Source organism: Paenarthrobacter sp. NPDC089988 (genome assembly GCF_044748465.1).
Classification (GTDB): Bacteria; Actinomycetota; Actinomycetes; order Actinomycetales; family Micrococcaceae; genus Arthrobacter.
On sequence record NZ_JBIVGD010000001.1, the window covers coordinates 14,869 to 40,422 of the forward strand.

26 protein-coding genes are annotated in these 25,554 nt (G+C 63.2%); 22 read left to right on the forward strand and 4 right to left on the reverse strand.

The window, feature by feature from the left end; genetic code table 11:
* Positions 1-6: 6 nt before the first annotated feature.
* The 17 genes from ACIPV6_RS00065 (at position 7) to ACIPV6_RS00145 (ending at position 16,282) form a co-directional block, all read left to right on the forward strand.
* Entirely contained in the window at positions 7-888 is an 882-nt protein-coding gene (locus ACIPV6_RS00065) for an L-threonylcarbamoyladenylate synthase (protein ID WP_400268985.1), read from the forward strand.
* Positions 885-1,670, forward strand: a complete 786-nt coding sequence (locus ACIPV6_RS00070; RefSeq protein WP_400268986.1) for a WecB/TagA/CpsF family glycosyltransferase — start codon at positions 885-887, stop codon at positions 1,668-1,670. The genes ACIPV6_RS00065 and ACIPV6_RS00070 overlap by 4 nt, the downstream gene beginning before the upstream one ends.
* The gene (locus ACIPV6_RS00075) at positions 1,670-2,623 is read left to right on the forward strand and encodes a glycosyltransferase (RefSeq protein WP_400268987.1); all 954 of its coding nucleotides are present in this window, start codon (positions 1,670-1,672) and stop codon (positions 2,621-2,623) included. Before ACIPV6_RS00070 ends, ACIPV6_RS00075 begins: the two co-directional genes overlap by 1 nt.
* Positions 2,624-2,866: 243 nt before the next feature.
* Positions 2,867-3,979 carry an MraY family glycosyltransferase gene (locus ACIPV6_RS00080; protein ID WP_400268988.1) on the forward strand — a complete coding sequence of 371 codons (1,113 nt, stop codon included), beginning with the start codon at positions 2,867-2,869 and terminating at the stop codon, positions 3,977-3,979.
* 120 nt (positions 3,980-4,099) lie between these two features.
* A complete protein-coding gene (locus tag ACIPV6_RS00085) occupies positions 4,100-4,591 on the forward strand; it encodes a hypothetical protein (protein ID WP_400268989.1) in 492 nt (163 codons plus the stop codon).
* A complete protein-coding gene (locus ACIPV6_RS00090) occupies positions 4,578-4,913 on the forward strand; it encodes a hypothetical protein (protein WP_400268990.1) in 336 nt (111 codons plus the stop codon). Before ACIPV6_RS00085 ends, ACIPV6_RS00090 begins: the two co-directional genes overlap by 14 nt.
* Before the next feature lie 81 nt (positions 4,914-4,994).
* Positions 4,995-5,795, forward strand: coding sequence for a F0F1 ATP synthase subunit A (gene atpB / locus ACIPV6_RS00095; RefSeq protein WP_400268991.1), 801 nt, complete (start codon positions 4,995-4,997; stop codon positions 5,793-5,795).
* Positions 5,796-5,875: 80 nt separating this feature from the next.
* On the forward strand, positions 5,876-6,094 hold the full coding sequence (gene atpE / locus ACIPV6_RS00100) for an ATP synthase F0 subunit C (protein ID WP_011775261.1): 219 nt from the start codon (positions 5,876-5,878) through the stop codon (positions 6,092-6,094).
* A gap of 50 nt (positions 6,095-6,144) precedes the next feature.
* Positions 6,145-6,702, forward strand: coding sequence for a F0F1 ATP synthase subunit B (locus tag ACIPV6_RS00105; RefSeq protein ID WP_400268992.1), 558 nt, complete (start codon positions 6,145-6,147; stop codon positions 6,700-6,702).
* The gene (locus ACIPV6_RS00110) at positions 6,702-7,529 is read left to right on the forward strand and encodes a F0F1 ATP synthase subunit delta (protein WP_397322408.1); all 828 of its coding nucleotides are present in this window, start codon (positions 6,702-6,704) and stop codon (positions 7,527-7,529) included. Before ACIPV6_RS00105 ends, ACIPV6_RS00110 begins: the two co-directional genes overlap by 1 nt.
* Before the next feature lie 83 nt (positions 7,530-7,612).
* Positions 7,613-9,250: a F0F1 ATP synthase subunit alpha gene (gene atpA, locus ACIPV6_RS00115; RefSeq protein WP_397322526.1), complete on the forward strand. Its 1,638-nt coding sequence runs from the start codon at positions 7,613-7,615 to the stop codon at positions 9,248-9,250.
* Positions 9,251-9,326: 76 nt separating this feature from the next.
* Entirely contained in the window at positions 9,327-10,217 is an 891-nt protein-coding gene (locus ACIPV6_RS00120; protein WP_397322409.1) for a F0F1 ATP synthase subunit gamma, read from the forward strand.
* An 83-nt stretch (positions 10,218-10,300) separates the two neighbouring features.
* Positions 10,301-11,752, forward strand: coding sequence for a F0F1 ATP synthase subunit beta (gene atpD, locus ACIPV6_RS00125; RefSeq protein WP_264962128.1), 1,452 nt, complete (start codon positions 10,301-10,303; stop codon positions 11,750-11,752).
* 1 nt (position 11,753) lies between these two features.
* A complete protein-coding gene (locus ACIPV6_RS00130) occupies positions 11,754-12,038 on the forward strand; it encodes a F0F1 ATP synthase subunit epsilon (protein ID WP_216923952.1) in 285 nt (94 codons plus the stop codon).
* A 10-nt stretch (positions 12,039-12,048) separates the two neighbouring features.
* Positions 12,049-12,480 (forward strand): DUF2550 domain-containing protein, encoded by a 432-nt coding sequence (locus ACIPV6_RS00135; RefSeq protein WP_400268993.1) that lies wholly within the window; start codon positions 12,049-12,051, stop codon positions 12,478-12,480.
* A 5-nt stretch (positions 12,481-12,485) separates the two neighbouring features.
* Positions 12,486-13,784, forward strand: coding sequence for an alpha/beta hydrolase (locus tag ACIPV6_RS00140; RefSeq protein ID WP_400268994.1), 1,299 nt, complete (start codon positions 12,486-12,488; stop codon positions 13,782-13,784).
* Complete coding sequence (locus ACIPV6_RS00145) at positions 13,766-16,282, forward strand: bifunctional lysylphosphatidylglycerol flippase/synthetase MprF (protein WP_400268995.1); 2,517 nt, start codon at positions 13,766-13,768, stop codon at positions 16,280-16,282. The genes ACIPV6_RS00140 and ACIPV6_RS00145 overlap by 19 nt, the downstream gene beginning before the upstream one ends.
* Before the next feature lie 177 nt (positions 16,283-16,459).
* Here ACIPV6_RS00145 and ACIPV6_RS00150 read toward each other — a convergent pair whose 3' ends face one another.
* The 3 genes from ACIPV6_RS00150 to nucS all read right to left on the reverse strand — a co-directional run bounded on the left by ACIPV6_RS00150 (position 16,460) and on the right by nucS (position 18,927).
* Positions 16,460-16,663, reverse strand: coding sequence for a cold-shock protein (locus tag ACIPV6_RS00150; RefSeq protein ID WP_018776337.1), 204 nt, complete (start codon positions 16,661-16,663; stop codon positions 16,460-16,462).
* A gap of 276 nt (positions 16,664-16,939) precedes the next feature.
* Positions 16,940-18,187, reverse strand: coding sequence for an N-acetylglucosamine-6-phosphate deacetylase (locus ACIPV6_RS00155; protein WP_400268996.1), 1,248 nt, complete (start codon positions 18,185-18,187; stop codon positions 16,940-16,942).
* Positions 18,188-18,231: 44 nt separating this feature from the next.
* On the reverse strand, positions 18,232-18,927 hold the full coding sequence (gene nucS, locus ACIPV6_RS00160; RefSeq protein WP_400268997.1) for an endonuclease NucS: 696 nt from the start codon (positions 18,925-18,927) through the stop codon (positions 18,232-18,234).
* A 49-nt stretch (positions 18,928-18,976) separates the two neighbouring features.
* Here nucS and ACIPV6_RS00165 point away from each other — a divergent pair, with 49 nt between their 5' ends.
* Positions 18,977-19,309, forward strand: a complete 333-nt coding sequence (locus tag ACIPV6_RS00165; RefSeq protein ID WP_397322418.1) for an ATP/GTP-binding protein — start codon at positions 18,977-18,979, stop codon at positions 19,307-19,309.
* Between the two features lie 19 nt (positions 19,310-19,328).
* On the forward strand, positions 19,329-20,123 hold the full coding sequence (locus tag ACIPV6_RS00170) for an alpha/beta hydrolase (RefSeq protein ID WP_400268998.1): 795 nt from the start codon (positions 19,329-19,331) through the stop codon (positions 20,121-20,123).
* Between the two features lie 15 nt (positions 20,124-20,138).
* Here ACIPV6_RS00170 and ACIPV6_RS00175 read toward each other — a convergent pair whose 3' ends face one another.
* Positions 20,139-21,431, reverse strand: a complete 1,293-nt coding sequence (locus tag ACIPV6_RS00175) for an AI-2E family transporter (RefSeq protein ID WP_400268999.1) — start codon at positions 21,429-21,431, stop codon at positions 20,139-20,141.
* 224 nt (positions 21,432-21,655) lie between these two features.
* On the opposite strand from ACIPV6_RS00175, the gene ACIPV6_RS00180 reads away from it, so the two are divergent.
* Genes ACIPV6_RS00180 through ACIPV6_RS00190 form a run of 3 tightly spaced genes read left to right on the forward strand, consistent with a single transcriptional unit; the run spans position 21,656 to position 25,535 of the window.
* Positions 21,656-23,410, forward strand: a complete 1,755-nt coding sequence (locus ACIPV6_RS00180) for a hypothetical protein (RefSeq protein WP_400269000.1) — start codon at positions 21,656-21,658, stop codon at positions 23,408-23,410.
* 38 nt (positions 23,411-23,448) lie between these two features.
* Positions 23,449-24,435, forward strand: coding sequence for a co-chaperone YbbN (locus tag ACIPV6_RS00185; protein WP_400269001.1), 987 nt, complete (start codon positions 23,449-23,451; stop codon positions 24,433-24,435).
* Positions 24,435-25,535, forward strand: coding sequence for an NADH:flavin oxidoreductase/NADH oxidase (locus ACIPV6_RS00190; RefSeq protein ID WP_400269002.1), 1,101 nt, complete (start codon positions 24,435-24,437; stop codon positions 25,533-25,535). Before ACIPV6_RS00185 ends, ACIPV6_RS00190 begins: the two co-directional genes overlap by 1 nt.
* Positions 25,536-25,554: the final 19 nt, after the last annotated feature.

Sequence of the window (25,554 nt, forward strand, 5' to 3'; positions counted from 1 at the left end):
AGCGCTGTGACCACAACCTACAATTGCACTTCCGATGACCAGCGGGCTGAAGGGCTGCAGCACGCGCAGCGCGCCATCAGCGAAAAGAAGTGCATCGTGATGCCCACGGACACCGTGTATGGCATCGCGGCAGACGCCTTCTCTCCGCTCGCGGTGACCATGCTGCTGGCATCCAAGGGCCGCAGCCGCCAAATGCCGCCGCCTGTCCTGATCCCGCGGATCAATGCTTTGGATGGACTGGCCACCGATGTTCCGGCTGATGCCCGGGCCCTGGCACAGGCGTTTTGGCCGGGTGGGCTGACGCTCATCCTCCACGCACAGCCTTCGCTGGACTGGGACCTCGGGGATACGAAGGGCACCGTGGCCCTGCGCATGCCCGATGACGAGCTCGCCCTGGAACTGCTGGGCCTCACCGGTCCGCTCGCCGTCTCTTCTGCCAACCGTACTGGCCAGGAAGCAGCACAGACCGCTTCCGAAGCACGCCTGCAATTGGCGGAATCGGTGGAGGTGTACCTTGAGGGTGGCTTCCGGCCGGTCCAAGGCACGGCCGCCGTCCCTTCGACGATTGTGGACGCGACCTCCACCCCCTTCAAGGTGGTGCGCCAGGGCGCTATCTCCTTGGACCGGTTGCGCGACATAGTGCCTTCCGTGTTGGGCGTGGGTGAAGTGGCGGCTCCGGAAGCATCCGGGGACCAGAGCGAGGCCGACGCCGGTGGCGTCACCGATGCTGCGTCGGAACGCGTTACGGAAGCACCGTCCGAAAGCGTTACGGAAAAACCGTCCGAAAGCGACCTTGGGGCTGCTTCGGAAACAACCCCCGCATCGGCTGCGGTGGACGGGGAGGCAGGTCCATCGTCCGGGGCCGCGCGCGAAGCCACCCCCGAATGATTCCCGAACGCCAGCGCGTCCCCGTCCTCGACGTCGACGCCACTCCGCTGCGCGCCGACGGGGTGGTTGCAGCGCTCGGACGTCTCATCGCCGACGGCAAAACCAGTACGGTCCTTGGTCACAACCTGCACAGCGTCACGTTGTTCCACTCCCGTCCGGAGTTCCGTGCGCTCTATGACAACAGCGAGATTGTGCTTCTGGACGGGGCTCCGGTAGCCATGCTGTGGGGCCTTGCCCACAGGGAGCAGTTGAAACCTCTGGGCCAGGGCACCATGGCTTTCCGGATGGGATCCATGGACTGGATTCCGGAATTGGGCGGCGTAGCCGGACTGGAACGCGTGGCGGTGATCGGCGCCGGACGTGACGCCAACACCAAGGCAGTCGCCAAGCTCCGCACCATCATCCCGGGTGCTACGGTGGACGGCATGCCCGGCGAAGGCTGGGACGGAGCACTTGAGGACGCCGTGGTTGATTGGCTCGCGTCCTATCGCCCCCAACTGGTTTTGCTGGGCCTTGGCATGCCCTTGCAGGAGATGGTCCTGCAACGAAGGATCCAGCAGCTGCCGCCTGCGGTCTATTGCGCCGTGGGTGGAGCGATCGAACAAGTTGCCGGTGTGCAGAAGCTTGCACCCCGGTGGTTGGGGCGGCTGGGCCTCGAATGGGCCTGGCGCCTGGTACTGCACCCGGGCCGGGTGGCCTACAGAGTATTCGTTGAACCGTGGAAGCTGGCGGGCCTTTTGATCCGCAGGCGTTTCCAGCCATCCCAGACCAAAGGGAAGTAATGTCAAAACCCGTGGTGGTTGCCGTCGTGGTGACCTATAACCGGCGCGAACTCCTTGAGACAACCTTGGCGGGCATCGCCGCCGGCACCCAGGTGCCGGACGCCGTCGTCGTTGTGGACAATGCCTCCACCGACGGAACTGCAGACTTCCTGCGCAGTTACGCGGGTCCGGTGCCTACCGATGTAGTCACTTTGAACACCAACGTGGGCGGCGCCGGTGGGTTCGTGGTGGGAATGGAACGCGCCGTTTTGGACCATGGGGCCCACCATGTGTGGATCATGGACGATGACACCGAGCCGCAGCCCGGTGCACTCCGTGAAGCCCTGGAGGTGTCCGAGGACTACGCCCGGCAAACGGGGGAGACACCGGCATTCATTGCCAGCCGGGTGGTGTGGACCGATGGCCGCGACCATCCGATGAACCGCATGCGGCCGAGGATCGGTGCCGCTGAATCGGCGCGGGTGGCGGCCACGCGGGTGGGTGCGAGCCAGATCCGCAGTGCCTCGTTTGTCTCCGTGCTGGTCCATGCGGAGGAGATCAGGCGCCACGGCTTGCCGATTGCCGACTACTTCATCTGGAACGACGACCTCGAGTTCACGGCCCGGGTATCCCGACGCGGTGTGGCGCTCACAACCGATGCGTCCGTTGCCAACCACCACACGAAGGTATTCGGCGACGCCGGCGCGGATCCCGGTCCCCGCTTCTATTACGAGGTCCGCAACAAGCTGTGGGTCTACACGCGGTCCAACGCACTGGCCCCGTGGGAGAAGGTTCTCTTCACGGGTGCTTCGCTGCGGAATTGGACCCGGACCATTGCGTCCTCATCCAACCGCAAAGTCTTGGTGGCAGGGTTCCTGAAGGGCCTGCGCGACAGCTACCGGCCGCCGCGGTCCAATGAAAAAGTCCTGGAGGGCATCTACGCCTTGCGGGACGTCACGGGCCCGCAAAAGTAGCGCGAACGTAGCTAAAAGGCGGCCAAGAGCAGGCCTGCCGGCGGCTGCGTCGCGCCGGTGGTCACGGCGGTTGGCATTAGTATCGTGACTAGAGTCCACAGAAAACCAGCAACATTCGGCACGGCCGGTGCAGGCATGGCGACGGAGTAGTTCCATTTATCCACAGACAGCGTTCCACACACCAAGCTGCCCCGAACCATTCGATTTTTCAGCGGCCACCGCGCTGCGTTCCGGAGCCGCATCATGATCATGTATCTGCTGATGGCGCTCACGGCTGCCGTGGTGTCCTATGCGGGAACATGGGGTGCCCGGGTCCTGGGCAACAAGCTCCGGCTCTACCGCCCCATCCGCAGCAGGGACATGCATTCGGCCCTGATCTCCAAGCTGGGTGGCCTTGGCATCTTCGCGGGCTTCTTCGTCGCGCTTGTGGTGGCCAGCAACTCATTCTTCGTCAAGGACATCTTCAGGCATAACGATGCCCCGTGGGGGATCCTCGCCGGTGCAGTGGTGATCGTCGCGGTGGGTGTGGCGGACGACATCCTGGACATCCGGTGGTGGATCAAGCTCCTCGGCCAGGCCGGAGCCGCCTTCATTGTGGCGATCTGGGGCGTCCGGATGTCCGTGGTTCCCTTCATACCCGAGCCGATCTTCATCCAGTCCGAGCTGGTCCAGATCGTCCTCACGGCAGGGTTGATCGTGACCACCATGAACGCGGTGAACTTCATCGACGGCCTGGACGGACTCGCTGCCGGCGTGGCGACCATCGGCGGCGGGGCGTTCTTCCTGACGGCCTACTGGGTGCACCGGAACAATCCCTCAACGGACAACTCGGACCTGGCCACGCTCCTGATGGCCATCCTGGTGGGTGGCTGCATCGGTTTCCTGCCGCACAACTGGTTTCCCGCCAAGATTTTCATGGGTGATTCCGGGGCCATGCTGATTGGCCTCCTCATGGCCGCGGCAGGTGTCGTGGCCACCGGACAGATCGGTTCCGGCCTCTATGACCGCGCCAACGGTATCCCCACCATCATTCCGATCCTCTTGCCGTTTGCCGTTTTGTCGCTGCCGCTGCTCGACTTCGGCATGGCCGTGGTCCGCAGGACCGCACGTGGACAGTCGCCGTGGTCGGCGGACCGAGGGCACCTCCACCACAAGCTCGTGGACCTCGGGTACTCGCACCGCACCGCCGTCGTGATGCTGTACGTGTGGACCTGCATCCTTGCCTTTGGCGGCGTCGCGTTCGCTGTCTTTCCCTGGCAGATCGTCCTGATCGTGGACGTTGCTGCGGCCCTGGTGATGGCAGCTGTCACAGCCTGGCCCTATTTCACCCGAAACACGGCGCAACCGGGGGAGTAGCCGGAAGCTTCCGGTTAGGGTCACAGTTCTATCTCGTGTAGAATTTTTGGTGCGGACAGTCACTCGCCCGTAACCCCACTTTGAGAATATGGCTTCCCTGCCACGAGGATTGGTATCCCCATGACATCCAACGCCGAAACCGGACGTCCGTCCGGCAAACGTGGTGTTGGGGTATTCGGGCGCGTCTCATCTTTGTGGTTGAGGCTGCTCCTTCTCAGCGCTGTCGCGTCGCTGGGGGCCACTGCCCTTTGTTGCGTGATCGCAGCCGTCATGAATGGCGGCCAAGGTGCGATTTCGGCAGCGTTCGGTGCTGTCCTTGTCATGGTGTTCTTCGCCATCAGCCTTCTGATCGGCCATTTTGTCGGCGGTAACAACCCATCAGGTGCCGTAGGGCTCTTTGTTGCGACGTATTTCGTCAAAGTAATCGGCTTCGCATTGGTGCTTTTCGTTATCGGCGCACCCGCCTGGCTGCACGGCCGCTGGTTCCTGATCGGCGCCGTCGTGAGTGTTGTCTTTTGGCAAGCGGCAGAGATCTACGGATTCGCCAAATCCCGCCTGCAGATCTACAACGATTCTCCAGGACAGAAGGGCGGATCGGATGCCGTTGCGTAAGGGTAAGTCCCGCCAGGCATCGGCCGCTGCCAACCACGGCACAGCCGCCGACCCCGCCGAGACCCAAAATGATGGCGGATACAACGCCGGCATTGCTGTCTTCAGCTACATCATTGGCGGGATCATTGTCTGGAGTTTGATAGGCTGGGGTTTGGATAATCTGTGGGGGACCCGCTGGATTGTGCTCCTTGGCGCTCTGCTGGGAGCCGCAGGAGGGTTCTATCTTTCCCATATGCACGGCCTCACAAAGCAAAGCACTTCTGCTGGCGTGAGCAAAGCAGACAGCGGTCCGTCCACGGACGGGGACAGTAATGCCAAATAATTTCACACGGAATGGGGATGCGTTGAACGTGTCCGCGTTCCACCCAATGCCCAATGATGGACACAGCAGAGAGGAAACGCGTTGATCGCGCTTGCGCTCCCCGCCCAGGATTCGGGGTCCTTCACCCCACCCGGAATCGACGAAATGCACCTGCCGGCAATCCTGCCCTGGGGTGCGCACGATGGCTTCTCCAAGCAAATGTTGCTGGTGATCCTGTCGGTCGTCATTATCGCTACATTCTTCATCCTCGCTGCACGCAAGCAGCAGCTGGTTCCCGGCAAGCTGCAATTTGCAGGCGAAATGGCCTATGGCTTCGTCCGCAACAGCATTGCCAAGGACATCATCGGTGGCAAGGACTTCATCAAGTACGTCCCGCTGCTGTTCAGCCTCTTCTTCTTCATCCTGGTGAACAACATTTACGGTGCCATTCCGTTGATCCAGCTTCCGAGCTTCTCCCACGTTGGCGGCGCCTACGTGCTGGCAGGCATCGTGTACTTCACCTGGATCGTCATCGGCATCAAGAAGAACGGCCTGAAGTACTTCAAGCTCGCAACCGTTCCCTCCGGTGTTCCCTGGTACATCCTGCCGATCGTCGTTCCGATCGAAATCATCTCCAACTTCCTGGTCCGTCCCGTCACGCACAGCCTCCGTCTGTTCGCGACCATGCTGGCTGGCCACTTGATCGTCATGCTCGCCGGTTCCGGCATCGAGTTCCTGGTCATGCAGGAGAACGTGCTCCTCAAGGGTGCATCCGTCCTGGTCCTGGTAGGTGCCATCGCCATGTACATGCTCGAGGCGCTGATCATGGCACTTCAGGCCTATGTGTTCACCCTGTTGACCGCGATCTACATTGAAGGCGCACTGCACGCCGACAGCCACTAGGCTCCCAAAAACTTCCCCTTGCGGGGATGAAGCAACCCAAACAACCTGCCGCACGGGCGGCATCTTGAAAGGAAGAAAAAATGGAAGGCACCATCAACGGCTCCCTCAACCTCATCGGCTACGGTCTCTCGGCCATCGGCGGTGGTATCGGTGTGGGTCTCGTGTTCGCCGCTTACATCAACGGTGTTGCACGTCAGCCGGAAGCTCAGCGTGTGCTGCAGCCGATCGCGTTCCTTGGTCTGGCACTGACCGAAGCTCTCGCCATCCTCGGCCTCGTCTTCGCCTTCGTTCTTTCCTAGTCCTAAGAACCAAGCGAATTCCAAGCACGAGTAGATAGGACGGGTGAAATATGAATCAGCTGATCATCTCAGCCGCCACTGAAGGCGAAGGGGCAGGCAACCCGCTCGTTCCCAACGTCTGGGAAATGGGCGTTGTCCTCGTCGGCTTCGCGGTCCTCCTGTACATCGTGGTCAAGTTTGTTGTCCCGATGTTCGAGAAGACGTTCGCGGAGCGCGCCGAAGCAATTGAAGGTGGCATTGCGAAGGCCGAGCAGGCCCAGGCAGAAGCTTCTGCAGCTCTTGAAGAGTACAAGCAGCAGCTCACCGATGCCCGTGCCGAGGCCAACCGCATCCGCGAAGAAGCACGTGCCGAAGGCGCCCAGATCCTCGCGGACCTGAAGGCCAAGGCAGCTGCCGAGTCTGCACGCATCACCGAGCAGGCACACGCCGCCATCGAGTCCGAGCGCCAGGCAGCTGTTGTCTCGCTCCGCTCCGAGGTTGGCACGCTTGCTACCACGCTGGCAGGCCGCATCGTCGGCGAAGCACTCAACGACGACGAGCGTTCGGCACGCGTCGTGGACCGCTTCCTGGCTGATCTGGAGACCCAGAACGCAGGTGCAGCTAAGTAATGGCAGGAATATCGAGCGAATCGCTGACCACAGCACTGGCAGACCTGGAAGCCAAGCTTCCTTTGGCCTCGCTGCAGTTGGCAAAGGACCTCTTCGGAATCCTGGGAACGGTGGACAGCTCGGCTGGCTTGCGCCGCGCCCTGACTGACCCTTCCCGCAGCGGGGACGAGAAGTCGGCGCTGGTCAAGCAGCTGGTTGGCGGAAAAGTCTCCGCTGATGCTGCTGAGATTGCAGGCGGACTGGCCAGCTCGCGCTGGGCATCCGCACGCGACATCGGCGATGCACTCGAGACGCTTGCCGCCACGGTCGTCATTGCGGTAGCTGAAAACAAGTCGGCCGTTTCTGCCTCCGGTATTACGGGGCTGGAAGAGCTGGAAAACGATCTGTTTGCCTTCAACCAGGTTGTCGCTTCCAGCCACGAAGTACAGCGGGCTTTGTCTGAGCCGCAGGCATCGGGTGCCGCCAAGACTGCCCTTGCCGAGAAGCTTGTTCCTGGCATCAGCGAGGAAGCCAAGGTTCTTATTGGCCAGGCAGTTTCGGAGCCGCGCGGTGTCAAGCCGAGCAAGCTCGTCGAATCCTTCGCCAAGCTTGCAGCCAAGCGCCAGCAGCGCTGGATTGCAACTGTCAGCGTTACCCGTCCGTTGACGGAAACGCAGGCCAGCCGACTGCAGGCCGGGCTCAACGCCCTCTACGGCCGCGAACTGAAGGTCAACATCACTGTTGATCCTGCACTGATCGGTGGAGTCCGTGTCCAGGTAGGCGACGAAGTGCTTGACGCTTCGGTCATCGCCCGCTTGACCGAACTCCGCCGTCAGCTCGCTGGCTAGTGAAGACAAAGCACAACTAACTGATATAAACCCGGTCATCGTGAGCAACGATGATCACGAAAACAGGAGAGCAGGGACTGCAGATGGCCGAATTGACCATCAACGCCGACGACGTCCGTAATGCGTTGAACGAGTTCGCGGCGTCCTACGAACCCGGTAACGCAGAGCGCGTAGAGGTTGGTCGCGTGACCACCGCAAGTGACGGCATCGCCCGTGTTGAGGGTCTTCCCTCGGTCATGGCGAACGAGCTGCTTCGCTTCGAAGATGGCACGCTGGGCCTCGCCCAGAACCTTGACGTCCGCGAAATCGGTGTCATTATCCTCGGTGACTTCACCGGAATCGAAGAAGGCCAGGAAGTTCACCGCACCGGTGAGATCCTGTCCGTGCCCGTTGGCGACGCCTTCCTGGGCCGCGTGGTTGACCCCCTGGGCCAGCCGATCGACGACCTCGGCGAGATCAAGGCCGAGGCCACCCGTGCACTGGAACTCCAGGCTCCGGGCGTGACCGAGCGCAAGTCCGTTCACGAGCCCATGCAGACCGGCCTCAAGGCTATCGACGCCATGATTCCGATCGGCCGTGGCCAGCGTCAGCTGATCATTGGCGACCGCCAGACCGGCAAGACCGCCATCGCGGTTGACACCATCATCAACCAGAAGGCCAACTGGGCTTCGGGCGATGTCAGCAAGCAGGTTCGTTGCGTTTACGTTGGTGTTGGCCAGAAGGCTTCCACCATCGCAGCCGTCCGTCAGACCCTCGAGGACCACGGTGCACTGGAGTACACCACCATCGTGGCTTCCCCGGCTTCGGACCCCGCCGGCTTCAAGTACCTCGCACCGTATGCAGGCTCGGCCATCGGCCAGCACTGGATGTACGGCGGCAAGCACGTCCTGGTGATCTTCGACGACCTGTCCAAGCAGGCCGAAGCCTACCGCGCCGTGTCCCTGCTGCTCCGCCGCCCGCCGGGACGTGAAGCATACCCGGGTGACGTCTTCTACTTGCACTCCCGTCTCCTGGAGCGTTGTGCAAAGCTCTCCGACGAGCTCGGTGCGGGTTCCATGACCGGTCTGCCGATTGTCGAGACCAAGGCAAACGACGTTTCCGCCTACATCCCCACCAACGTGATCTCCATTACCGATGGCCAGATCTTCCTCCAGTCGGATCTCTTCAACGCCAACCAGCGTCCTGCTGTTGACGTTGGTGTGTCCGTCTCCCGCGTTGGTGGCGCCGCGCAGGTCAAGTCCATGAAGAAGGTCTCCGGTACCTTGAAGCTGGACCTGGCCCAGTACCGCGACATGCAGGCTTTCGCCATGTTCGCCTCGGACCTGGACGCTGCTTCCCGCCAGCAGCTGACCCGTGGCGCACGCCTCATGGAGCTCCTGAAGCAGGGCCAGTACTCGCCGTTCCCGGTTGAGAACCAGGTTGTTTCCATCTGGGCCGGTACCAACGGCTACCTGGACGACGTTCCGGTTGAGGACATCAGCCGCTTCGAGTCCGAGTTCCTGGAGCACCTGAAGCACCAGTCCTCCATCCTGACCACGCTGGCCCAGACCAACGTCCTGGATGACGACACCGCCGCAGCGCTGAAGGAAGCAGTCGTTTCCTTCAAGAAGGGCTTCTTCGGAGAGGGTGACAACCGACTGGTTGGTGCCGGACACGAAGAGCACGAAGCGATCTCGGGCGGCGACGTCGACCAGGAAAAGATCGTCAAGCAGAAGCGCTAGTTTCGATGACCTGCTCTGCCGGGGTCCGCAAGGGCCCCGGCAGGGCGGTACGTCGGGAACTTAGGAAAGGATAAGTATGGGAGCCCAGATTCGGGTCTACCGTCAGAAGATCAGCTCGACGACGTCGATGCGCAAGATCTTCAAGGCGATGGAACTGATCGCTACCTCGCGCATCGGTAAGGCCCGCGCCCGCGTAGCAGCTTCACTGCCTTACGCGAACGCCATTACCCGTGCCGTTTCTGCTGTCGCGACCCAGAGCGAAATCGACCACCCGCTAACCACCGAGCCGGAGCAGATCCGCCGCGCCGCCGTCCTGATCATCACCTCGGACCGTGGCCTTGCAGGATCGTACTCCGCAAGCGTGCTCAAGCAGGCCGAAGGCCTCACCGAGCTTCTTCGCGCAGAAGGCAAGGAAGTCAAGTCGTACCTGGTTGGCCGTAAGGCCCAGGCGTACTTCGAATTCCGTAACCGTGACTACTCCCGTGTTTGGACGGGTGGTACGGACGCTCCGGAATTCGGAACGGCCCAGGAAATCGGTGCTGCACTTCTCGAAGACTTCGCCACTGACTACGCCGAGGGTGGCGTGGACGAGATCCACGTCGTCTACACGCGCTTCAAGTCGATGGTGACGCAGGAGCCGACGGTTATCCGTTTGCTTCCGCTGGAGGTCGTCGAAGAGGAAGCAGCCTCGGAGTCCGAGCTGTTGCCGCTGTACGAATTTGAGCCGGAAACGGAGCAGGTCCTCGACGCCCTGCTCCCGCGTTACATCGAGTCCCGCATCTTTGCAGCCATGCTGCAGGCAGCAGCTTCCGAGCTCGCCGCCCGCCAGCGGGCCATGAAGTCGGCCGGTGACAACGCAACGGAACTCATCAAGAAGTACACGCGCCTTCGCAACACGGCCCGCCAGGCCGAGATTACGCAGGAGCTTTCCGAGATCGTGGCCGGCGCCGACGCCCTCGCGTCCTAGCCGGTACGGATCCGGCTCGAAGCCGCACCTGCACCAAACAGATAAACTTAACCCCACGCCATCTACTGAGTGAAGTGAGAGAGATGACTGCCACTGCTACCGAACACGTAGCAACGGCCGGTGCCACCGGCCGCATTGCCCGTGTTATTGGTCCGGTTGTCGACGTCGAATTCCCGGCTGACGCAATCCCCGAGATCTACAACGCACTGACCACCGAGGTCACCCTCAACGGCCAGACCAAGACCATCACGTTCGAGACCTCCCAGCACCTGGGTGACAACCTCGTTCGCGCCATCTCCCTGCAGGCAACCGACGGCCTGGTCCGCGGCACCACCGTGCAGGACTCCGGCGCTCCGATCTCCGTGCCCGTCGGCGACGGCGTCAAGGGCCACATCTTCAACGTCCTCGGCAAGCCGCTTGACGTTGACGAGTCGGAGATCAAGGCTGACGCCTACTGGCCGATCCACCGCAAGGCCCCGAGCTTTGCGTCCCTCGAGGGCTCCACGGAGATGCTCGAGACCGGTATCAAGGTCATCGACCTCCTGACCCCCTACATCAAGGGTGGAAAGATTGGTCTGTTCGGTGGCGCCGGTGTTGGCAAGACCGTTCTGATCCAGGAAATGATCACCCGTGTGGCCCGTAACTTCGGTGGTACCTCGGTATTCGCCGGCGTTGGCGAGCGTACGCGTGAAGGCAACGACCTCTGGGTTGAAATGGAAGAGGCAGGCGTCCTCAAGGACACCGCCCTTGTGTTCGGCCAGATGGATGAGCCGCCGGGAACGCGTCTGCGCGTGGCACTGTCCGCCCTGACCATGGCGGAGTACTTCCGCGATGTCCAGAACCAGGACGTGCTGCTCTTCATCGACAACATCTTCCGCTTCACGCAGGCAGGTTCGGAAGTTTCCACGCTGCTCGGCCGCATGCCGTCCGCCGTGGGTTACCAGCCGAACCTTGCTGACGAGATGGGCCTCCTCCAGGAGCGCATCACGTCCACCAAGGGCCACTCGATCACGTCCATGCAGGCAATCTACGTCCCTGCTGACGACTACACCGACCCGGCTCCGGCAACCACCTTCGCCCACCTCGACGCGACCACGGAACTTTCCCGTGAAATCGCATCGCGTGGTCTGTACCCGGCTGTTGATCCGCTGACGTCCACGTCCCGTATTCTGGACCCCCAGTACATCGGCAAGGACCACTACAACACGGCTGTCCGTGTGAAGCAGATCCTGCAGAAGAACAAGGAACTCCAGGACATCATCGCCATCCTCGGTGTTGACGAACTGTCCGAAGAAGACAAGATCGTCGTGTCGCGTGCACGTCGTATCCAGCAGTTCCTGTCCCAGAACACCTACACCGCCAAGCAGTTCACCGGCGTCGAGGGCTCCACCGTCTCCATCAAGGACACGGTTGAAGGCTTCACCGCCATCTGCGACGGCGAGCTGGACCACATTGCAGAGCAGGCGTTCTTCAACGTCGGTGGCCTGGATGACGTCGAGCGCAACTGGGCCAAGATCCAGGAACAGACCAAGTAGTATGGCTGAGCTTGAGGTTGAGATTGTCGCAGCGGACCACTTCGTGTGGTCCGGCGCGGCCAAGATGGTGAAGGCCCGCACCAGCGATGGTGAAATCGGAATCCTGCCGGGCCACTCGCCCCTTCTGGCCATCCTGGCCGAGGGCGAGCTGGCAATCCAGCCGGTTTCCGGTGACCGCATTGCGGTAGTGGTGGACGGCGGATTCTTCTCCGTCGACAACGACCGCGTGGTCATTGTTGCTGACAACGCCCAGTTGGGCGAAGCGGCTACAGCGGGGATCCGATAGCACGACCTTGATGGACGATTCCCTTATTCCGTTCATCGCCCTGGCAACGGCGTTTGCGTTGCTGATTTTTACACTGTGCCTTTTTGGGGTGCGCCGCTTCAATCTGCGGCGCGCCCTGGGCACGGTCGACGCCTCCATTTGCATGGCTGGAAACAGCTGGCAGATGGGGGTTTGTCGTTATCAGGACAATGAACTCGAGTGGTTCCGCTTGATGTCACTGAGCGTGGTACCCAAGCACCGTTTCAAGCGCAGTTCCCTGGAACTCCTTGGACGGCGCAAACCCACCGAGGACGAGCTCGTCCGGGTCCAACCCGGCGTGGTGGTTGTTGAGCTTCAATACGAAGGCCGGACGTTCATGTTGGCCATGAAGTTCGAAGCCTACGCCGGTCTATCATCGTGGCTTGAAGCCGGGCCGGTCATCGGTGTTGGAACCTGGCGTTAGGCGTTATGGATTTCCTGTCCGACGTCAGCCTGGTTGACGGGCCGTTCTTCTGGTTCTCCCTTGTCTGTGGAGTTGTTGGCGCATCCTGGTTGCTTTGGCGGCGCAGGCGGTGGTGGCCGTTGGTGGTGATTGCTTCCCTTGCGCTGGCTGCCGGCGCGGTGGCACTGACGCACTGGCTGCTTATCGACGTGATGGCCACGTTCTCTGAGAACCTGCCTTTCGAGACGCTGGTGTGGTCCACCGCTGCGGTAGCTGCACTTCTTCTTTGCGTTGCCCGGTTTCCCCGCGCTGCCTGGAAGGGGCGTTCCGCGAGTGTCGCCGCGATGCTGGGCGTTGTGCTCCTATCCGTGGTCCAGGTCAACTCCTACTTTGGCCTCAACAACACCGTGGCCGACCTGCTGGGTACAGCCGTTGCCCGTATCCAGCCGTTGGAAGCAGGACTGCAGCGTGGTCCGGACAGCAAGCCCGGCCCTTCGCCGTCCGCCTGGAGGGCGCCCGAGACCATGCCCCGTGGCGGTACGCTGCGCAGGGCGGACATTCCCGGTACTGTTTCCGGCTTTACCGCGCGGGAAGCGTACGTTTACCTCCCGCCGGCGTATCTGACCGAAAGCCGTCCCAGCCTTCCCGTGCTGATCCTGTTCTCGGGTCAACCGGGCGGTCCTGCCGATTGGCTCACCGGCGGGCAGCTACGTTCGCAGCTGGATAAATTCGCCGAGGCACATGGCGGCATTGCACCCGTCACCGTGGTGGTCGATCCCAACGGATCGGCCAACGCGAACACCATGTGCATGGACAGCAGGATCGCTCCCGCGGACACCTATCTCTCCCAGGACGTCCCCACGTGGATCAGCAAGACGCTGGCCGTCTCCACCGACCACCGGCAATGGGCCGTGGGAGGGTTTTCCTTCGGGGGAACTTGTGCGGTCCAGATGGGTACCGCCCACCCGGAGCTGTTTCCTTCCGTGGTCGGGTTCTCGGCCGAGCAGGAGCCCGCCCTCGCCAAGGACAGGAACAAGACGATCGCTGACTCGTTCGACGGCGACGTAGCGGCTTTCGAGTCCAGGACCCCTTTGGTCCTGATGCAGCAGAGGCAGTATCCAGGCAGTGGCATGTACTTGACGGCCGGGGCTACGGACAATGAGTTCATCGCCTACATGCACGCCTTGGCAGACGCTGCCCGGTCTGCGGGGTTCACGGTTGAGGACCGCGTCATAGACCACTCCGGACACTCGTGGGACTCAGTGGTTCGCGGCATGCCCGGCGCCTTGGACTTCTTGTCGGCCAGATGGGGGTTGCCGCAGTGAGCCTCGCCCTGAAGGGTTTCATCGAGCCGGCCATGCGGCAGGCGGGGCGGCATTTGCGGGCTACGCCCTTGACGCTGGCCGTCGTCGGAGTGTTTGTCCTTGTCTCAATCGTTTCCGGAAGCGTCGTTGCTGGTCCGCCCGAGTCCTGGCTGCCCGTTGCTGGCGTGACGCTGCGCGGACTGCGTGCCGGCGAATGGTGGTCCATCTGGACGTCCCTCTTTTTCACCACCAACGTGCCTGCCTTCGTTGTCGTCGTGCTGATGATCCTTTTTCTCCTGGGCCTGGCGGAGCGGCATTTCGGGTTCCTGAAAACGTCCCTGGTACTTCTCGCCTGCCAGTTCGCCTGTGTCACAGCCTTCTTCCTGGTGACCCAAATAGCGCGGTACGCGGACGATGGCTGGATCTCCCGCATGGTGGACACCCGGCTCATCGGTCCCTACGGCGCCTTGCTGGCCACGGCCCTGGCTGCCAGCGCCAAGCTGCCAACGCTTTGGCAGCGGCGGTTCCGCACGGTGGCGTTGTCCATCACCTTGCTCCTGGTGCTTTTCGTTGGACACCCTGAGACGCTCATGGGCTTGTTGGGCGCGTTGATCGGGTTGGCGGCCGCATGGTGGATGCAGAGCAACCAAGGCCATCTCCATTTGCACAGGTCAACGGGCCGCGAGGTGCGGAACCTCTTGTCGCTGACCATGGCCATTTTTGCCGTAGGCCCCATTCTTACTGCCGTAGCCAAGAGCCCATCGGGGCCGCTTGCCCTGCTTCGCGATGTGATCCTCAACCCCCTGCCTACGCTCAGCCAGTTGGAGGGCAACTGTGGGGGGACCATTGATGTGGCGTGCCTGGAACTGGGCCGGCAGGGCTATACCGGGCCCTTCGGCCTGGCCCTGGCCGTGGTTCCAGTGGTGCTGTTGCTCATCTGCGTTGACGGGATGCGCCGTGGGCGCCGCCTGGCCCTGGGCATCGCAATCGGCGTCCAGCTTGTGGTGGTGGCTTTGTCCACGCTCTATCTCGGCCTGTTCGCCGGCATGCCGCAGCTGCCGGGCCGTCCGAGGGTGGGCATGATGAATTCGGCTGTGGCGCACTTGATCCCGCTGGTCATGGTTCCGCTGATCCTGGCGATCCTCCTCTTCGCGTACCGGGGACATTTCCGGGTGGAGTCGTCGACTCGGATGCGTCGCAGGGTCTTTTGGTTCGTTGGACTCAGCGGTGTGGCCCTCGCACTGGCGTACACCATTGTGTGGCTGGCTTCCGGTGGCATGGCGCGCGACGGCGGCCTGCTGGGTTTGGGTACCGAACTCGCCCGCCAATACCTGCCGGTTCCTTTGCCCGGCGTCTACCGCAAGGTATTCGCTGAGCGGGATGCCCTCGAAGTGTTCCTTTTCTCCTACTCAGGCACCGCCTTTTGGCTGGTGGCCCTCATCGGCGTCTGGGTGCTGCTGGTCCGCGGACACCACGCTGGTGGCCTTGACCATCAGTCCCGGGAAAAGGCGCGTTCGCTGGTTAAGGCCGGGGGCGACTCCTTGTCCTGGATGGCGTTGTGGGAACCGAACAAGTACTGGTTCACTCCGCAGGGGACCGGGGGAGTGGCCTACCAGCAGCATGGTCACGTTGCGCTGACGTTGGCCGGACCCATTGGTGCGGCGGAGGGGCATCGGGCCACTGCCTTGGGCTTCCTGCAGCATTGCTCGCGGAACGCCCTCATCCCCTGCCTGTATTCGTGTACGGACGAGTTGTGGCCGGAGCTGCAGGCAAGGGGTTTCCGGAGGGTCGCCGTTGCGCAGGAAACCCGGCTCAGGATCCGTGGACTGGAATTCCGTGGCAAGGAGTGGCAGAACGTCCGGACTGCCCTCAACAGGGCCAGCAAGATGGGAATCACCGCCGTGTGGGGTGCCTTCGGAGAATTGCCGCACTCCTTGCGGGCAAAGGTGGGCGAGGTTTCCGAGGAATGGGCGGCGCAGAAACGCGTCCCGGAAATGGGTTTCACCTTGGGCGGCATGGATGAGCTTGAGGACCCGGATGTCCTGTGCTGCGTTGCTGCCGACGAGGCCGGCATGGTCTACGGAGTCACCAGTTGGTTGCCGGTCTATGACAACGGAACGGTTGTTAGTTGGACCCTGGACTTCATGAGGCGCAGTGGTGATGCCTTCCCCGGAGTGATGGAGTTCCTGATCGCCTCGGCCGTGCTGCACCTGCGCGAGTCGGTGGAGGTGATCTCGTTGTCAGGTTCACCACTGGCCAGGGACAAGGATGAACCGGACCAGCGGCCCGAAGGCTTGGCAGGAATCCTTGACCTCGTGGGGCAGGCCTTGGAACCGGTTTATGGCTTCCGCTCCCTGGCTTCCTTTAAATCGCGCTTCCAGCCTGACTACAGGACGCTGTACATGTATTACCAGGACCCCTTGCACCTTCCGGCAATGGGCCGGGCGCTGAGCCGCGCTTACCTTCCGGGTTTATCGGTCCGGCATTCCGCCCGGTTGTTGCGCACCTTGGTTGGTTGAATTGTCAACGCTCCATTCGGGGAGTCTTTTCGCATTTCTTCACTGTTTGTAACAGGCCTTGTCAGAAATATCAGACATTTCCGCCCGCAATGATTGGCCCTTAAACAGCTTGGCCCCGACTAAATGCCGGGGCCAAGCTGTTGGTGAATCTGCCGGGGGCAGGTTCAATGGATCAAACTAGACGACGGTGACGCCGGTAGCCTGGGGGCCCTTGGCGCCCTGGCCGATCTCGAACTGAACGCGCTGGTTCTCATCGAGGGTCTTGAAGCCGCCGGTCTGGATCTCCGAGTAGTGAACGAAGACGTCGCCATCCGAGTCGTCCGGGGTGATGAAGCCGAAGCCCTTTTCAGCGTTGAACCACTTGACGGTTCCGAGTGCCATGTATTTCTCCTCAATTTGGAACATCAGTCCGATACACCGCGTACCGGCTTTGTTACTCCGCGAGAAGATCCGGATTCCTTCCGGGCTGGCCCGGTTGGTTTCGCAGGAGCTTCACGCTCGCAACTCGTCTTGCGAGCATGAAAACCACCTACACAAAGACTGCTACAACACTTTCATGCGCGGTGCCGGAGGTCAACGGTCTTTTTGGTAATTCGGGAAAATTTTCGGTAAAAAGCCGGTTACGGCGCCCAAAGGAATTGCACTTGGACCTTAGGCCTATGACAGCCATTCACCATTTCGCATGACTCCCGTCAGTCCCAGTTCCTGGTCCGCGGTCACGACGTCCGCCCGAAGGCCCCGGCGCAACCCTCCGACTTCATCCGAAAGGCCCAGGACGCCGGCGGGAACCGATGTGGCGGAACAGACGGCGTCGGGGAGGTCGACGCCGGCTGCCACGGTCCTGCGCACCACGTCCAGCAGCGTTGCGGTGCCGCCGGCGATGGAACCGGTGGCATCCAGGGTGGCCACGCCCTTGCTGACCGTTACCGGGGAGGGGCCCAGCATGTACTGGCCGTCGGAGAGTCCGGCGGCCGCCATGGAATCGGTGACCAGCACGATGTTGTTTGCTCCCACGAGCTGGAAGACCGTGGCCACCGTGCTGGGATCGAGGTGGGTATCGTCGGCGATCAGTTCCACCACTGCCTTGCCGGCCTGCGCGGTCCGCAAACAGGCAGCCACCGGGCCAGGTGCGCGGTGGTGCAGGGGAGGCATCCCATTGAAAAGGTGCGTAACAGTCGGCAGTGAGCTGACGCCGTCGAACCCTGCCGACTCAAGCCCCTCACGAGCGGCGGCCAATGACGCTGCCGCCGTGGCATCGTCGCAATCCGTGTGGCCCAGTGAGGGGGTTACCCCGTGGGACGTCATCAGATCCACCAGGGCGGCAGCACCCGGAAGCTCCGGTGCGTAGGTCATGGTGGCAAGCTTGCCTTCCGCAGCCGCAACGAGTTCGTCCATGAGGTCCAGGTCAGGTTCCAGCAGGTAGGCAGGGTTTTGTGCGCCACACCGTGCGTGGGAGAGGAACGGGCCCTCCAGGTGGATTCCTGCGACCAGGCCTTCGTCGGCGAGCTTCACGTACAGTTCGATGCCGCGAAGCAAATCCTCCCGTGGTGCCGTGACCATGCTGGCCAGGAACGTAGTTGTGCCGGAGCGGTGCAGGAAGTCCACTGCCTTGCGGGCCGAGGATTCCTCCCCGCCGGGGAAATCGCCGCCGTTGCCGCCGTGGCAGTGCACGTCCACCAGACCGGGCAGGAGGTAGTGGCCGGCCGGGACGCCATGCCGGATGGCGCTCTGGAAACCGGGAAAGTCTTCGGGGACGAAAGCCGGGGCCTGCCCGGCATAGGCGATCCGGTCACCCTCAATTGCCAGCAAACCGTCTTCCACCACCGTTCCGTCGGTGACGAGCGTTCCCAGGAGGATCTGGTGGCTGGGCGCGGAAGGACGGACAGAAGAGTCTGCGGCAGTCATGGTTCTGATTCTAGTGGCCTGCCGCACACGCCTCGGGTGCTGGGTCAGAAGAGCCGTGACTCGCTGTCATCCACGCCCCGCATTGCGTCATAATCCAGGGTCACGCAGTCGATGCCCCGGTCATTGGCCAGCACCTTGGCCTGCGGCTTGATCTGCTGCGCGGCGAAAATGCCCCGGACCGGTGCCAGGAGGGGATCGCGGTTGAGGAGTTCCAGGTACCGGGTCAGCTGCTCCACGCCATCTATGTCTCCCCGCCGCTTGAGCTCAACGGCAACTGTTGCCCCGTTGGCGTCCCGGGCGAGGATGTCCACGGGGCCGATCGCCGTGAAGTATTCGCGGCGGATCAGCGAGTAGCCCGTGCCAAGGGTTTCGATCTGCTCTGCAAGGAGCCGCTGCAGATCGGCTTCCACGCCGTCCTTGATCAGTCCCGGATCAATGCCGAGCTCGTGGGAGGTGTCGTGCAGCTGCTCGTAGATGTTGATGATGAGCCGGTCGTCCGTCTTGGCGGACTGGACCGTCCACTGCTCCACGACACCTTCCTCCACGTCTGCCTCCTCGGGCGAGGTAACACGGAGTGTGGCCGGCGGACTCATCCAGTTCAGGGGCTTATAGGAACCACCGTCCGAATGCACCAGCACCGAGCCGTCCGCTTTGACCAGCAGGAGCCGTGTGGCGAGCGGGAGGTGGGCCTTGAGGCGGCCAACATAATCAACAGAACAACGGGCTATGACGAGTCGCACCCGCCCAACATTACCGCGTGGAGGCCTGCGGCTGGGGCAGAATGGACTCATGCCCCGCTCCAACCGTCCCCGCCGAAACGCGTCCGCAGCGCGTTCCAACAAGTGGGCCGAGGCTGTCCCGGAGTTGGATCTGGAACGGTCCCGTGCCGGCATTGCCCGCCGGGAGAGTGCCCCGGACGGGGACTGGATGGTCCGCACCATGACCGCCCGGAAAGCGGAGAAGCAGTACATTTGCCCGGGTTGTTCGACGGCCATCATGCCCGGGATCGCCCACTTGGTGGTGTGGTCTGACAGCCACCTTTTCGGCGAGGCAGCGGGGCTGGCCGAACGCCGCCACTGGCACACCAACTGCTGGACATCACGGACGTACCGCTACCGCTGAGTCGCTTAGGCTTGAAGGCATGACTTTCGATCCCGCCACGCTCGTTTTCGTGCCCCAGGATGCTCCATCGGAGATCCGGGCCTCCACCGTGTTGCCTGCCCGTCGCGAAAACGTGGAGTTCACCACGGAGGACGGCAAGGTATTGGTGGGCGAGCTGGCCCTTCCGGAGTCCGGTGACGTGGCCGCGACGCTCATCATGCTCCACCCCCTGCCTACCCACGGCGGGTTCATGGATTCACACGTCTACCGCAAGGCTTCCTACCGGCTGCCGGCGCTGGCCAGGGTGGCCGTGCTGCGCTTCAATACCCGCGGTACTGCATCGCCGCGCGGAACCAGCGAAGGCCACTTCGAGGAAGGCATTGGCGAGCGGTACGACGTCGAGGCGGCCGCCCGGTTCGCCGTGGACCGCGGCCTGCCCAACCGTTGGCTGGTGGGCTGGTCCTTCGGCACCGAACTGGCCCTCATGTACGGAGCCGTTGAACCCGTTGCTTCGCAGGTGGAGGGAGCCGTCCTCCTTTCGCCGCCGCTGCACCGCGCCACTGATGTGCACCTCAAGGAGTGGGCCGCCTCCGGCAAACCGCTGACCGTGCTCGTCCCCGAGCACGACGACTACCTCCAGCCCGCCGAGGCCGCCGCCCGCTTCAGCTTGGTCCCGCAGGCCCGGCTGGTAGGGGTGGATGGTGCCAAGCACCTGTGGGTGGGCGAAAAGTACGCCGCGCGGGTCCTGGATGAAATCGTCGACGACGTCACGGAAGCGGGTGCCGGCGTGGACGGCCTGCCACGCGTCTGGGCGGGGCCGGTGGCCAACGGCTAGTCCGGCTGTGGTCGGCTAGTGCCTGTCCTGGCGGACGATGAAGACTTCCTTGATCAGCAGCATGATGGCCGCTGCCGTGGGAATGGCGATGAGTGCACCGAGGACACCCAGGAGGCTGCCGCCCGCGATCACTGAAATTACGGCCACCGCGCCCGGTACGGCCACTGCCCGCTGCATGATGCGCGGCGAAATGAAGTAGGCCTCGAACTGCAGGTAGGCGAAGTAGGCGATCGCGTAGATGAGGGCTGTCTGCCAGCCTGCGGTGAGGGCCACCAGGATCACGACGATTGCCGCGATCATGCCGCCCACCAAGGGGATGAAGGCTAGCAGGGCCACCACGAAGGCGAGCAGGACGCTGAACGGCACGCCCAGGATGGTCATAACGATGAAGGCGAAGACCGCGTTCAGGAGTGCAACGCAGGCCTGGCCGATCACGTAGTTGCCCACAGAATCCGTAATGGCCTCGGAGAGAGCCTCGACGCGCGGCCTGCGGGAACGCGGAGCCAAGCGGTAGGCCCACTTCTTCATGGAAGGCAGGGCCGCGAGGAAGTAAAGGCTGAGGACCAGCACGATCAACGTGCCGAACAGTCCGTTGGCCACTGAGGAACCGAAGCCAACTACTCCGCCGAAGATGCCTCCGACGGCCTCGGAGTTCTGCCCGAACTTGTCCAACTCCTGGGTGATCCGGTCCCGGAGGCCGAACTGGCTGTCCACGTTCCGGAAGAAATCGGAATTGAGGAAGTCCCGGATCCAGTCAGGTGCCTGACGCACGATGTCCGAGACCTGATTGACGATGGTGGGGATCAAGGTGGCGAAGAATCCTGCGACGGCGAGGACCAGTACCGACACGGAAACCAGGATGCCGGCCGGGCGGGGGATTTTCCGGGACTCAAGCCAGCGAACCACGGGGTCCAGGCCGAGGGCGATGAACAGTGCGGTCAGAATCCACAGCAGGAGTTGGCTGGTGTTGCTGGCGATGTAGAACACCAGCAGGGCGACCCCCACTCCGGCGGTGCCCATGAAACCGACGTACAAGGGGTGTTGGGAAGACATTCTGGGGCCGGGTGATCCGAAATCGTGGGCCTCGTCCCCGGAGGCGCCCTTGACGGTCACCTCGGACTCGTCCTCTGGGGGCATTTCGAAGCGGACGCGCATCCTGGCGCCGGGAATGGGTTGCCGAAGGCGCCTGGCCACAGCTGCGAGCCGGCCGGTGCGGACCGGAACCGTCACGGAGGTCCCGTCGGACGGGGCATCCACCGCGGGCGAGCCGGACTCGTCGTTGGTGCTGGGTTCCAAGTGGTCTTTCACGCGGTTTTGCTGCCTTCTGGTTGTTCTCGCACTGTCTCTACCGGGATGTGACACTCTGGATACAGGTGGTTTTCGCCCCCAATAGCATGATCATCGCCACACTATCAGCACCCTGTCATGGCCCTTTGGCGGCACCACGGCGGGGTTTCGGGCGTGTCATGACAGGTCCGCCGATCTGACTCTTTGATAACAAAACGGTTACCCTTGAAGTTCAACGACCGCTGATGATAGGTGATCCTGTGCGTTTGAAGACTGCAGCCTTGCTGGTGCTGCTGGGCCTGCTGACGATGCTGGCCGGCATTGGCCAGCTGACTTTCTGGGCCCCCGCCGAGACCGTGACGGCCTCGGTCCCCAGTGACACTAAAGCTGCCCCGTTGACGGTGATCGACCAGAAGTTGATCGCCCTCCACGAGGGTCCGGTGAAGATCAAGATCCAGGGCGAAGGCAACTTCGTCGTCGCCACGGGACGCCCGGACGACGTCAACGCCTGGGTCGGCAAGACTGCCCACAATACCCTCACCGGTGTTTCCCAGGACCAGAAGGCGCTGGAAGTTTCCACCACCGATGGTGAGCCAACTGCGCCGGCTCCGGCCGGTTCCGACCTCTGGGTCAACACCGAAGACGGCAGCGGCGAGCTGGACTACACGTGGAACCCGCCCGCCAGTGGCGAATGGTCCCTGCTGGTAGCCAGCGACGGAACCAAGCCGGCGCCGTCGTCGATTTCCATGACGTTCCCCAACGACGCAACCACGCCATGGGCCATTCCGCTCATCGTGCTGGGCATCATCATCATCCTGGTTGGCGCAGCCCTGCCGTTCGTCGCCAAGGCACTCGGCAACCGCCGCAAGGACGGCGGGGATGGGGGTCCGCAGGGTGGCGGAGAAACTTCTGCGCTGCCTGTACAGCCGTCCGCCGGCGACGCCGGTCGACGCGCCCCGGGCGCCGAGGGTTCAACCTTGCGCATCTCCGCCATCGCCGCAGCCTTGGTTGCCGCGTTGGTTGGCGGTACCGCGGTGGCGGCACAGGCCACGCCGGCGCCGGAGTCCAACAGCAGCAACACGAGCCCGTCCGCGTCTGCGGAAAAGGGCGGAACGCCGGTGCTCCTCGAGTCCCAGCTGCAGCGTGTCCTGGAGCAGGTAGCCAGCACCGTGGATGCGGCAGACGCCGCCAAGGACGCCGCAAAGCTCGCTCCGCGCGTGGACAAGATGGAACTGCAGGTCCGTACCGCCAACTACAAGATCCGGACTGCCGTATCCGCCTACGATGCCCGGATGCCGGTGCGTGCCACCAAGCTCCAAAGCAGCGTGATCAGCACCAAGCGCGACTGGCCTCGCACGGTGTTCGCCCTGACCCAGGGTGATGGCAACGTGGTCCCGCAGATCCTGACGCTGGTCCAGCTCTCGCCGCGCGAGAACTACAAACTGTGGGGCACCGCTCCGCTGCAGCCGGGTACCAACTTCCCGTCCTTCCCGGTTCCCCGTGACGGCACGGCTCCCGTGGCCGCGGACGACAAGACCGGCTTGGCCTACAGCGGCAACGAAGCGTTGAGCATCCTCGGTGAAATGCTCACTACACCGGATTCCCCGAACCGCAGCAAGCTCGCCGATGGCCAGTCCTCGCCGTACATCGCCGGCGCCCTGGCCTACCAGGCGGACACGGTCAAGAACGGCACCAGCGCCAACTTCAAGTTCGCGCACACCCCGGTGACCAACCAGACCGTGGTACTGCACACTGCCGACGGTGGTGCGCTGGTGGTTGGCCGCCTCGATTTCGCCTTCGAGGGAACGCCCAAGGCCTCCGGTGACAAGCTGATCCTTGAAGACGATTCGGCCGTGTTTGCCGGTGGCAAGGAAACCACCACGGGTATGTCGCTCAACTTTGCCGAATCGGTGGCGGTCTACATCCCGCCGGCAGGTTCTTCGGATCCCATGAAGCTCGTGGCCGCAACCCGCGGCCTGGTGGGTGCCAGCTTCAAGTAGCGCGTTGCCCAGGCAGGGCAGCGGCTAGAGTGGACGGTATGAGTTCGCCCGGATACCGACCCACTCCAGCCGCTGCCAGCCAGCTCAACCTTCGCGGCGCCGTCGACCTCTCGTCGTTGCGCCGCCCACCGGCTCCGCCACAGTCGCCACCGGCCGCGTCGGCTGGTGATCCGGCAGCCTCCGGTGGCCCGGAAGCGGGCAGCCCTTCGCTGCGCGTGGATGCTACGGAAAGCAACTTCCAGGACCTCGTCCAATTGTCGGCGCAGATCCCGGTCCTGTTCCTTCTCTGGTCCCGCTACGCAGCCGAGTCTCCGGGCGTCCTTGATGCCGCGCAGCGGGTTGTTGAGGGCTTCGCTGGCCGCCTCGTCCTCGCCGCCGCCGACGTCGACTCGTTCCCGCAGCTGGCCCAGGCCTTCCAGGTCCAGGCCGTGCCTACGGCCGTAGCCGTGGTCAAGGGCCAACCAGTGCCCCTCTTCCAAGGCCCCGCCGACGACGCGCAGATCCGCAGCCTCGTGGAGGAACTCCTCCAGGTGGCCGCTGCCAACGGAGTGACCGGAAGCATTGGCGACACCCTGCAGGCTGGCGACACCGAACCCGCCCCGCTGCCCCCGCTTCACCAGGCGGCGATTGACGCCATCGAGTCCGGTGATTATGCCGGAGCAGCGGCGGCCTACAAACAAGCCCTCCTCGAGCAGCCGGCCGACGCCGATGCCAAGGCAGGATTGGCGCAAGTGGAACTGATGGCCCGGCTGGAGAAGCTCTCCGCACCGGAGGCCGACAGCCTGCGGCAGTTGGCTGCCCAGGAACCGGACAATGTGGATGCCCAGCTGGGCGTCGCTGACCTGGATGTCTCCGGAGGACACATCGAAGACGGCTTCAACCGCATCATTTCCTTCATTGGCCGGAACTTTGGCCCGGAGCGGGAAGCGGCCCGTGTGCGGCTCCTTGAACTGTTCGAGGTAGTAGGCACGTCCGACGAGCGTGTTGCCAAGGCCCGCCAGGGGCTGGCGAGGGTCCTCTTCTAGTGCCGTCAGCGCTGTTCAGCCCGCTTCACCTGCGCTCGCTCACCATTCCGCACAGGGGTTGGGTATCGCCGATGTGCCAGTACAGCTGCCTCCCGGAGACCGGCGAGGGCGTGCCCAACGACTGGCATTTGATGCACCTCGGGTCCTTTGCCGCCGGTGGTGCCGCCCTCATCATGACCGAGGCAGCCGCCGTTAACGCCGCCGGACGGATCAGCCCACGGGACGCCGGCATGTATTCGGAGGCGCAGGCAGCCGGTTGGGAGCGCGTGGTGGATTTTGTCCACCGCCATGGTGCGGTGGACTGCAGGATCGGCGCGCAGCTGGCTCACGCCGGACGCAAAGCATCCACTTACTGGCCGTTTTCCGGGCAGTCCGGCTCCGTTCGGGCGTCCGACGGCGGGTGGCAGACGGTTGGGCCCACCACGTCACCTTTTGACGGTTATGCCTCTCCGGCGGCCATGTCCGAAACGGACATCCTCGCGGTGATCCAGGACTTCGCGGCGGCTGCAGGACGGGCTGTTGCGGCAGGCTTTGACGTCGTGGAGATCCACGGCGCCCACGGCTACCTGTTGCACCAGTTCCAAAGCCCGTTGATCAACACACGGACGGACAATTGGGGCGGTAATGAAGCCGGACGCAACCGCCTCATGCTGGAAGTCGTGGATGCCGTGCGCAACGCCATTCCGGATTCCATGCCGCTGCTGCTGCGCATTTCCGCTTGCGATTGGGCGGACGGCGGAGTGGACGTTGAGGCATCCGTAAGGCTGGCGCGCGCCGCGGCGGAGCGGGGCGTGGACCTGGTGGACGTCTCGAGCGGCGGTGCCGTGGCCCACCAGGCCATCCAGGCGGCGCCTGGCTACCAGGCCGGTTTCGCCGAACGGGTCAAGCACGACGCCGGTGTCCCCACCGGAGCTGTCGGCCTCCTGACCAGCCCGGCCCAGGCCGAGGACATTGTGGCCAATGGTCGTGCCGATGCTGTGTTCATGGCGCGGGCAGCCTTGCGTGATCCGCACTGGTGGCTCCGGGCGGCGTACGAATTGGGCCACGATCTTCCCTGGGTACCGCAGTACGAGCGGGCTGTCCCACGCCACGGTTTCTAGGGACCACCGCGGGCGTGCC

What these genes read in the sequence shown, in the direction of transcription:
- ACIPV6_RS00070 (WP_400268986.1), top strand. Translation starts at nt 885, where the DNA reads ATGATTCCCGAACGCCAGCGCGTCCCCGTCCTCGACGTCGACGCCACT.
- ACIPV6_RS00075 (WP_400268987.1), top strand. Translation starts at nt 1,670, where the DNA reads ATGTCAAAACCCGTGGTGGTTGCCGTCGTGGTGACCTATAACCGGCGC.
- ACIPV6_RS00080 (WP_400268988.1), top strand. Translation starts at nt 2,867, where the DNA reads ATGATCATGTATCTGCTGATGGCGCTCACGGCTGCCGTGGTGTCCTAT.
- ACIPV6_RS00085 (WP_400268989.1), top strand. Translation starts at nt 4,100, where the DNA reads ATGACATCCAACGCCGAAACCGGACGTCCGTCCGGCAAACGTGGTGTT.
- ACIPV6_RS00090 (WP_400268990.1), top strand. Translation starts at nt 4,578, where the DNA reads ATGCCGTTGCGTAAGGGTAAGTCCCGCCAGGCATCGGCCGCTGCCAAC.
- atpE (WP_011775261.1), top strand. Translation starts at nt 5,876, where the DNA reads ATGGAAGGCACCATCAACGGCTCCCTCAACCTCATCGGCTACGGTCTC.
- ACIPV6_RS00105 (WP_400268992.1), top strand. Translation starts at nt 6,145, where the DNA reads ATGAATCAGCTGATCATCTCAGCCGCCACTGAAGGCGAAGGGGCAGGC.
- ACIPV6_RS00110 (WP_397322408.1), top strand. Translation starts at nt 6,702, where the DNA reads ATGGCAGGAATATCGAGCGAATCGCTGACCACAGCACTGGCAGACCTG.
- atpA (WP_397322526.1), top strand. Translation starts at nt 7,613, where the DNA reads ATGGCCGAATTGACCATCAACGCCGACGACGTCCGTAATGCGTTGAAC.
- ACIPV6_RS00120 (WP_397322409.1), top strand. Translation starts at nt 9,327, where the DNA reads ATGGGAGCCCAGATTCGGGTCTACCGTCAGAAGATCAGCTCGACGACG.
- atpD (WP_264962128.1), top strand. Translation starts at nt 10,301, where the DNA reads ATGACTGCCACTGCTACCGAACACGTAGCAACGGCCGGTGCCACCGGC.
- ACIPV6_RS00130 (WP_216923952.1), top strand. Translation starts at nt 11,754, where the DNA reads ATGGCTGAGCTTGAGGTTGAGATTGTCGCAGCGGACCACTTCGTGTGG.
- ACIPV6_RS00135 (WP_400268993.1), top strand. Translation starts at nt 12,049, where the DNA reads ATGGACGATTCCCTTATTCCGTTCATCGCCCTGGCAACGGCGTTTGCG.
- ACIPV6_RS00140 (WP_400268994.1), top strand. Translation starts at nt 12,486, where the DNA reads ATGGATTTCCTGTCCGACGTCAGCCTGGTTGACGGGCCGTTCTTCTGG.
- ACIPV6_RS00145 (WP_400268995.1), top strand. Translation starts at nt 13,766, where the DNA reads ATGGGGGTTGCCGCAGTGAGCCTCGCCCTGAAGGGTTTCATCGAGCCG.
- ACIPV6_RS00150 (WP_018776337.1), bottom strand. Translation starts at nt 16,663, where the DNA reads ATGGCACTCGGAACCGTCAAGTGGTTCAACGCTGAAAAGGGCTTCGGC.
- ACIPV6_RS00155 (WP_400268996.1), bottom strand. Translation starts at nt 18,187, where the DNA reads ATGACTGCCGCAGACTCTTCTGTCCGTCCTTCCGCGCCCAGCCACCAG.
- ACIPV6_RS00165 (WP_397322418.1), top strand. Translation starts at nt 18,977, where the DNA reads ATGCCCCGCTCCAACCGTCCCCGCCGAAACGCGTCCGCAGCGCGTTCC.
- ACIPV6_RS00170 (WP_400268998.1), top strand. Translation starts at nt 19,329, where the DNA reads ATGACTTTCGATCCCGCCACGCTCGTTTTCGTGCCCCAGGATGCTCCA.
- ACIPV6_RS00180 (WP_400269000.1), top strand. Translation starts at nt 21,656, where the DNA reads ATGATAGGTGATCCTGTGCGTTTGAAGACTGCAGCCTTGCTGGTGCTG.
- ACIPV6_RS00185 (WP_400269001.1), top strand. Translation starts at nt 23,449, where the DNA reads ATGAGTTCGCCCGGATACCGACCCACTCCAGCCGCTGCCAGCCAGCTC.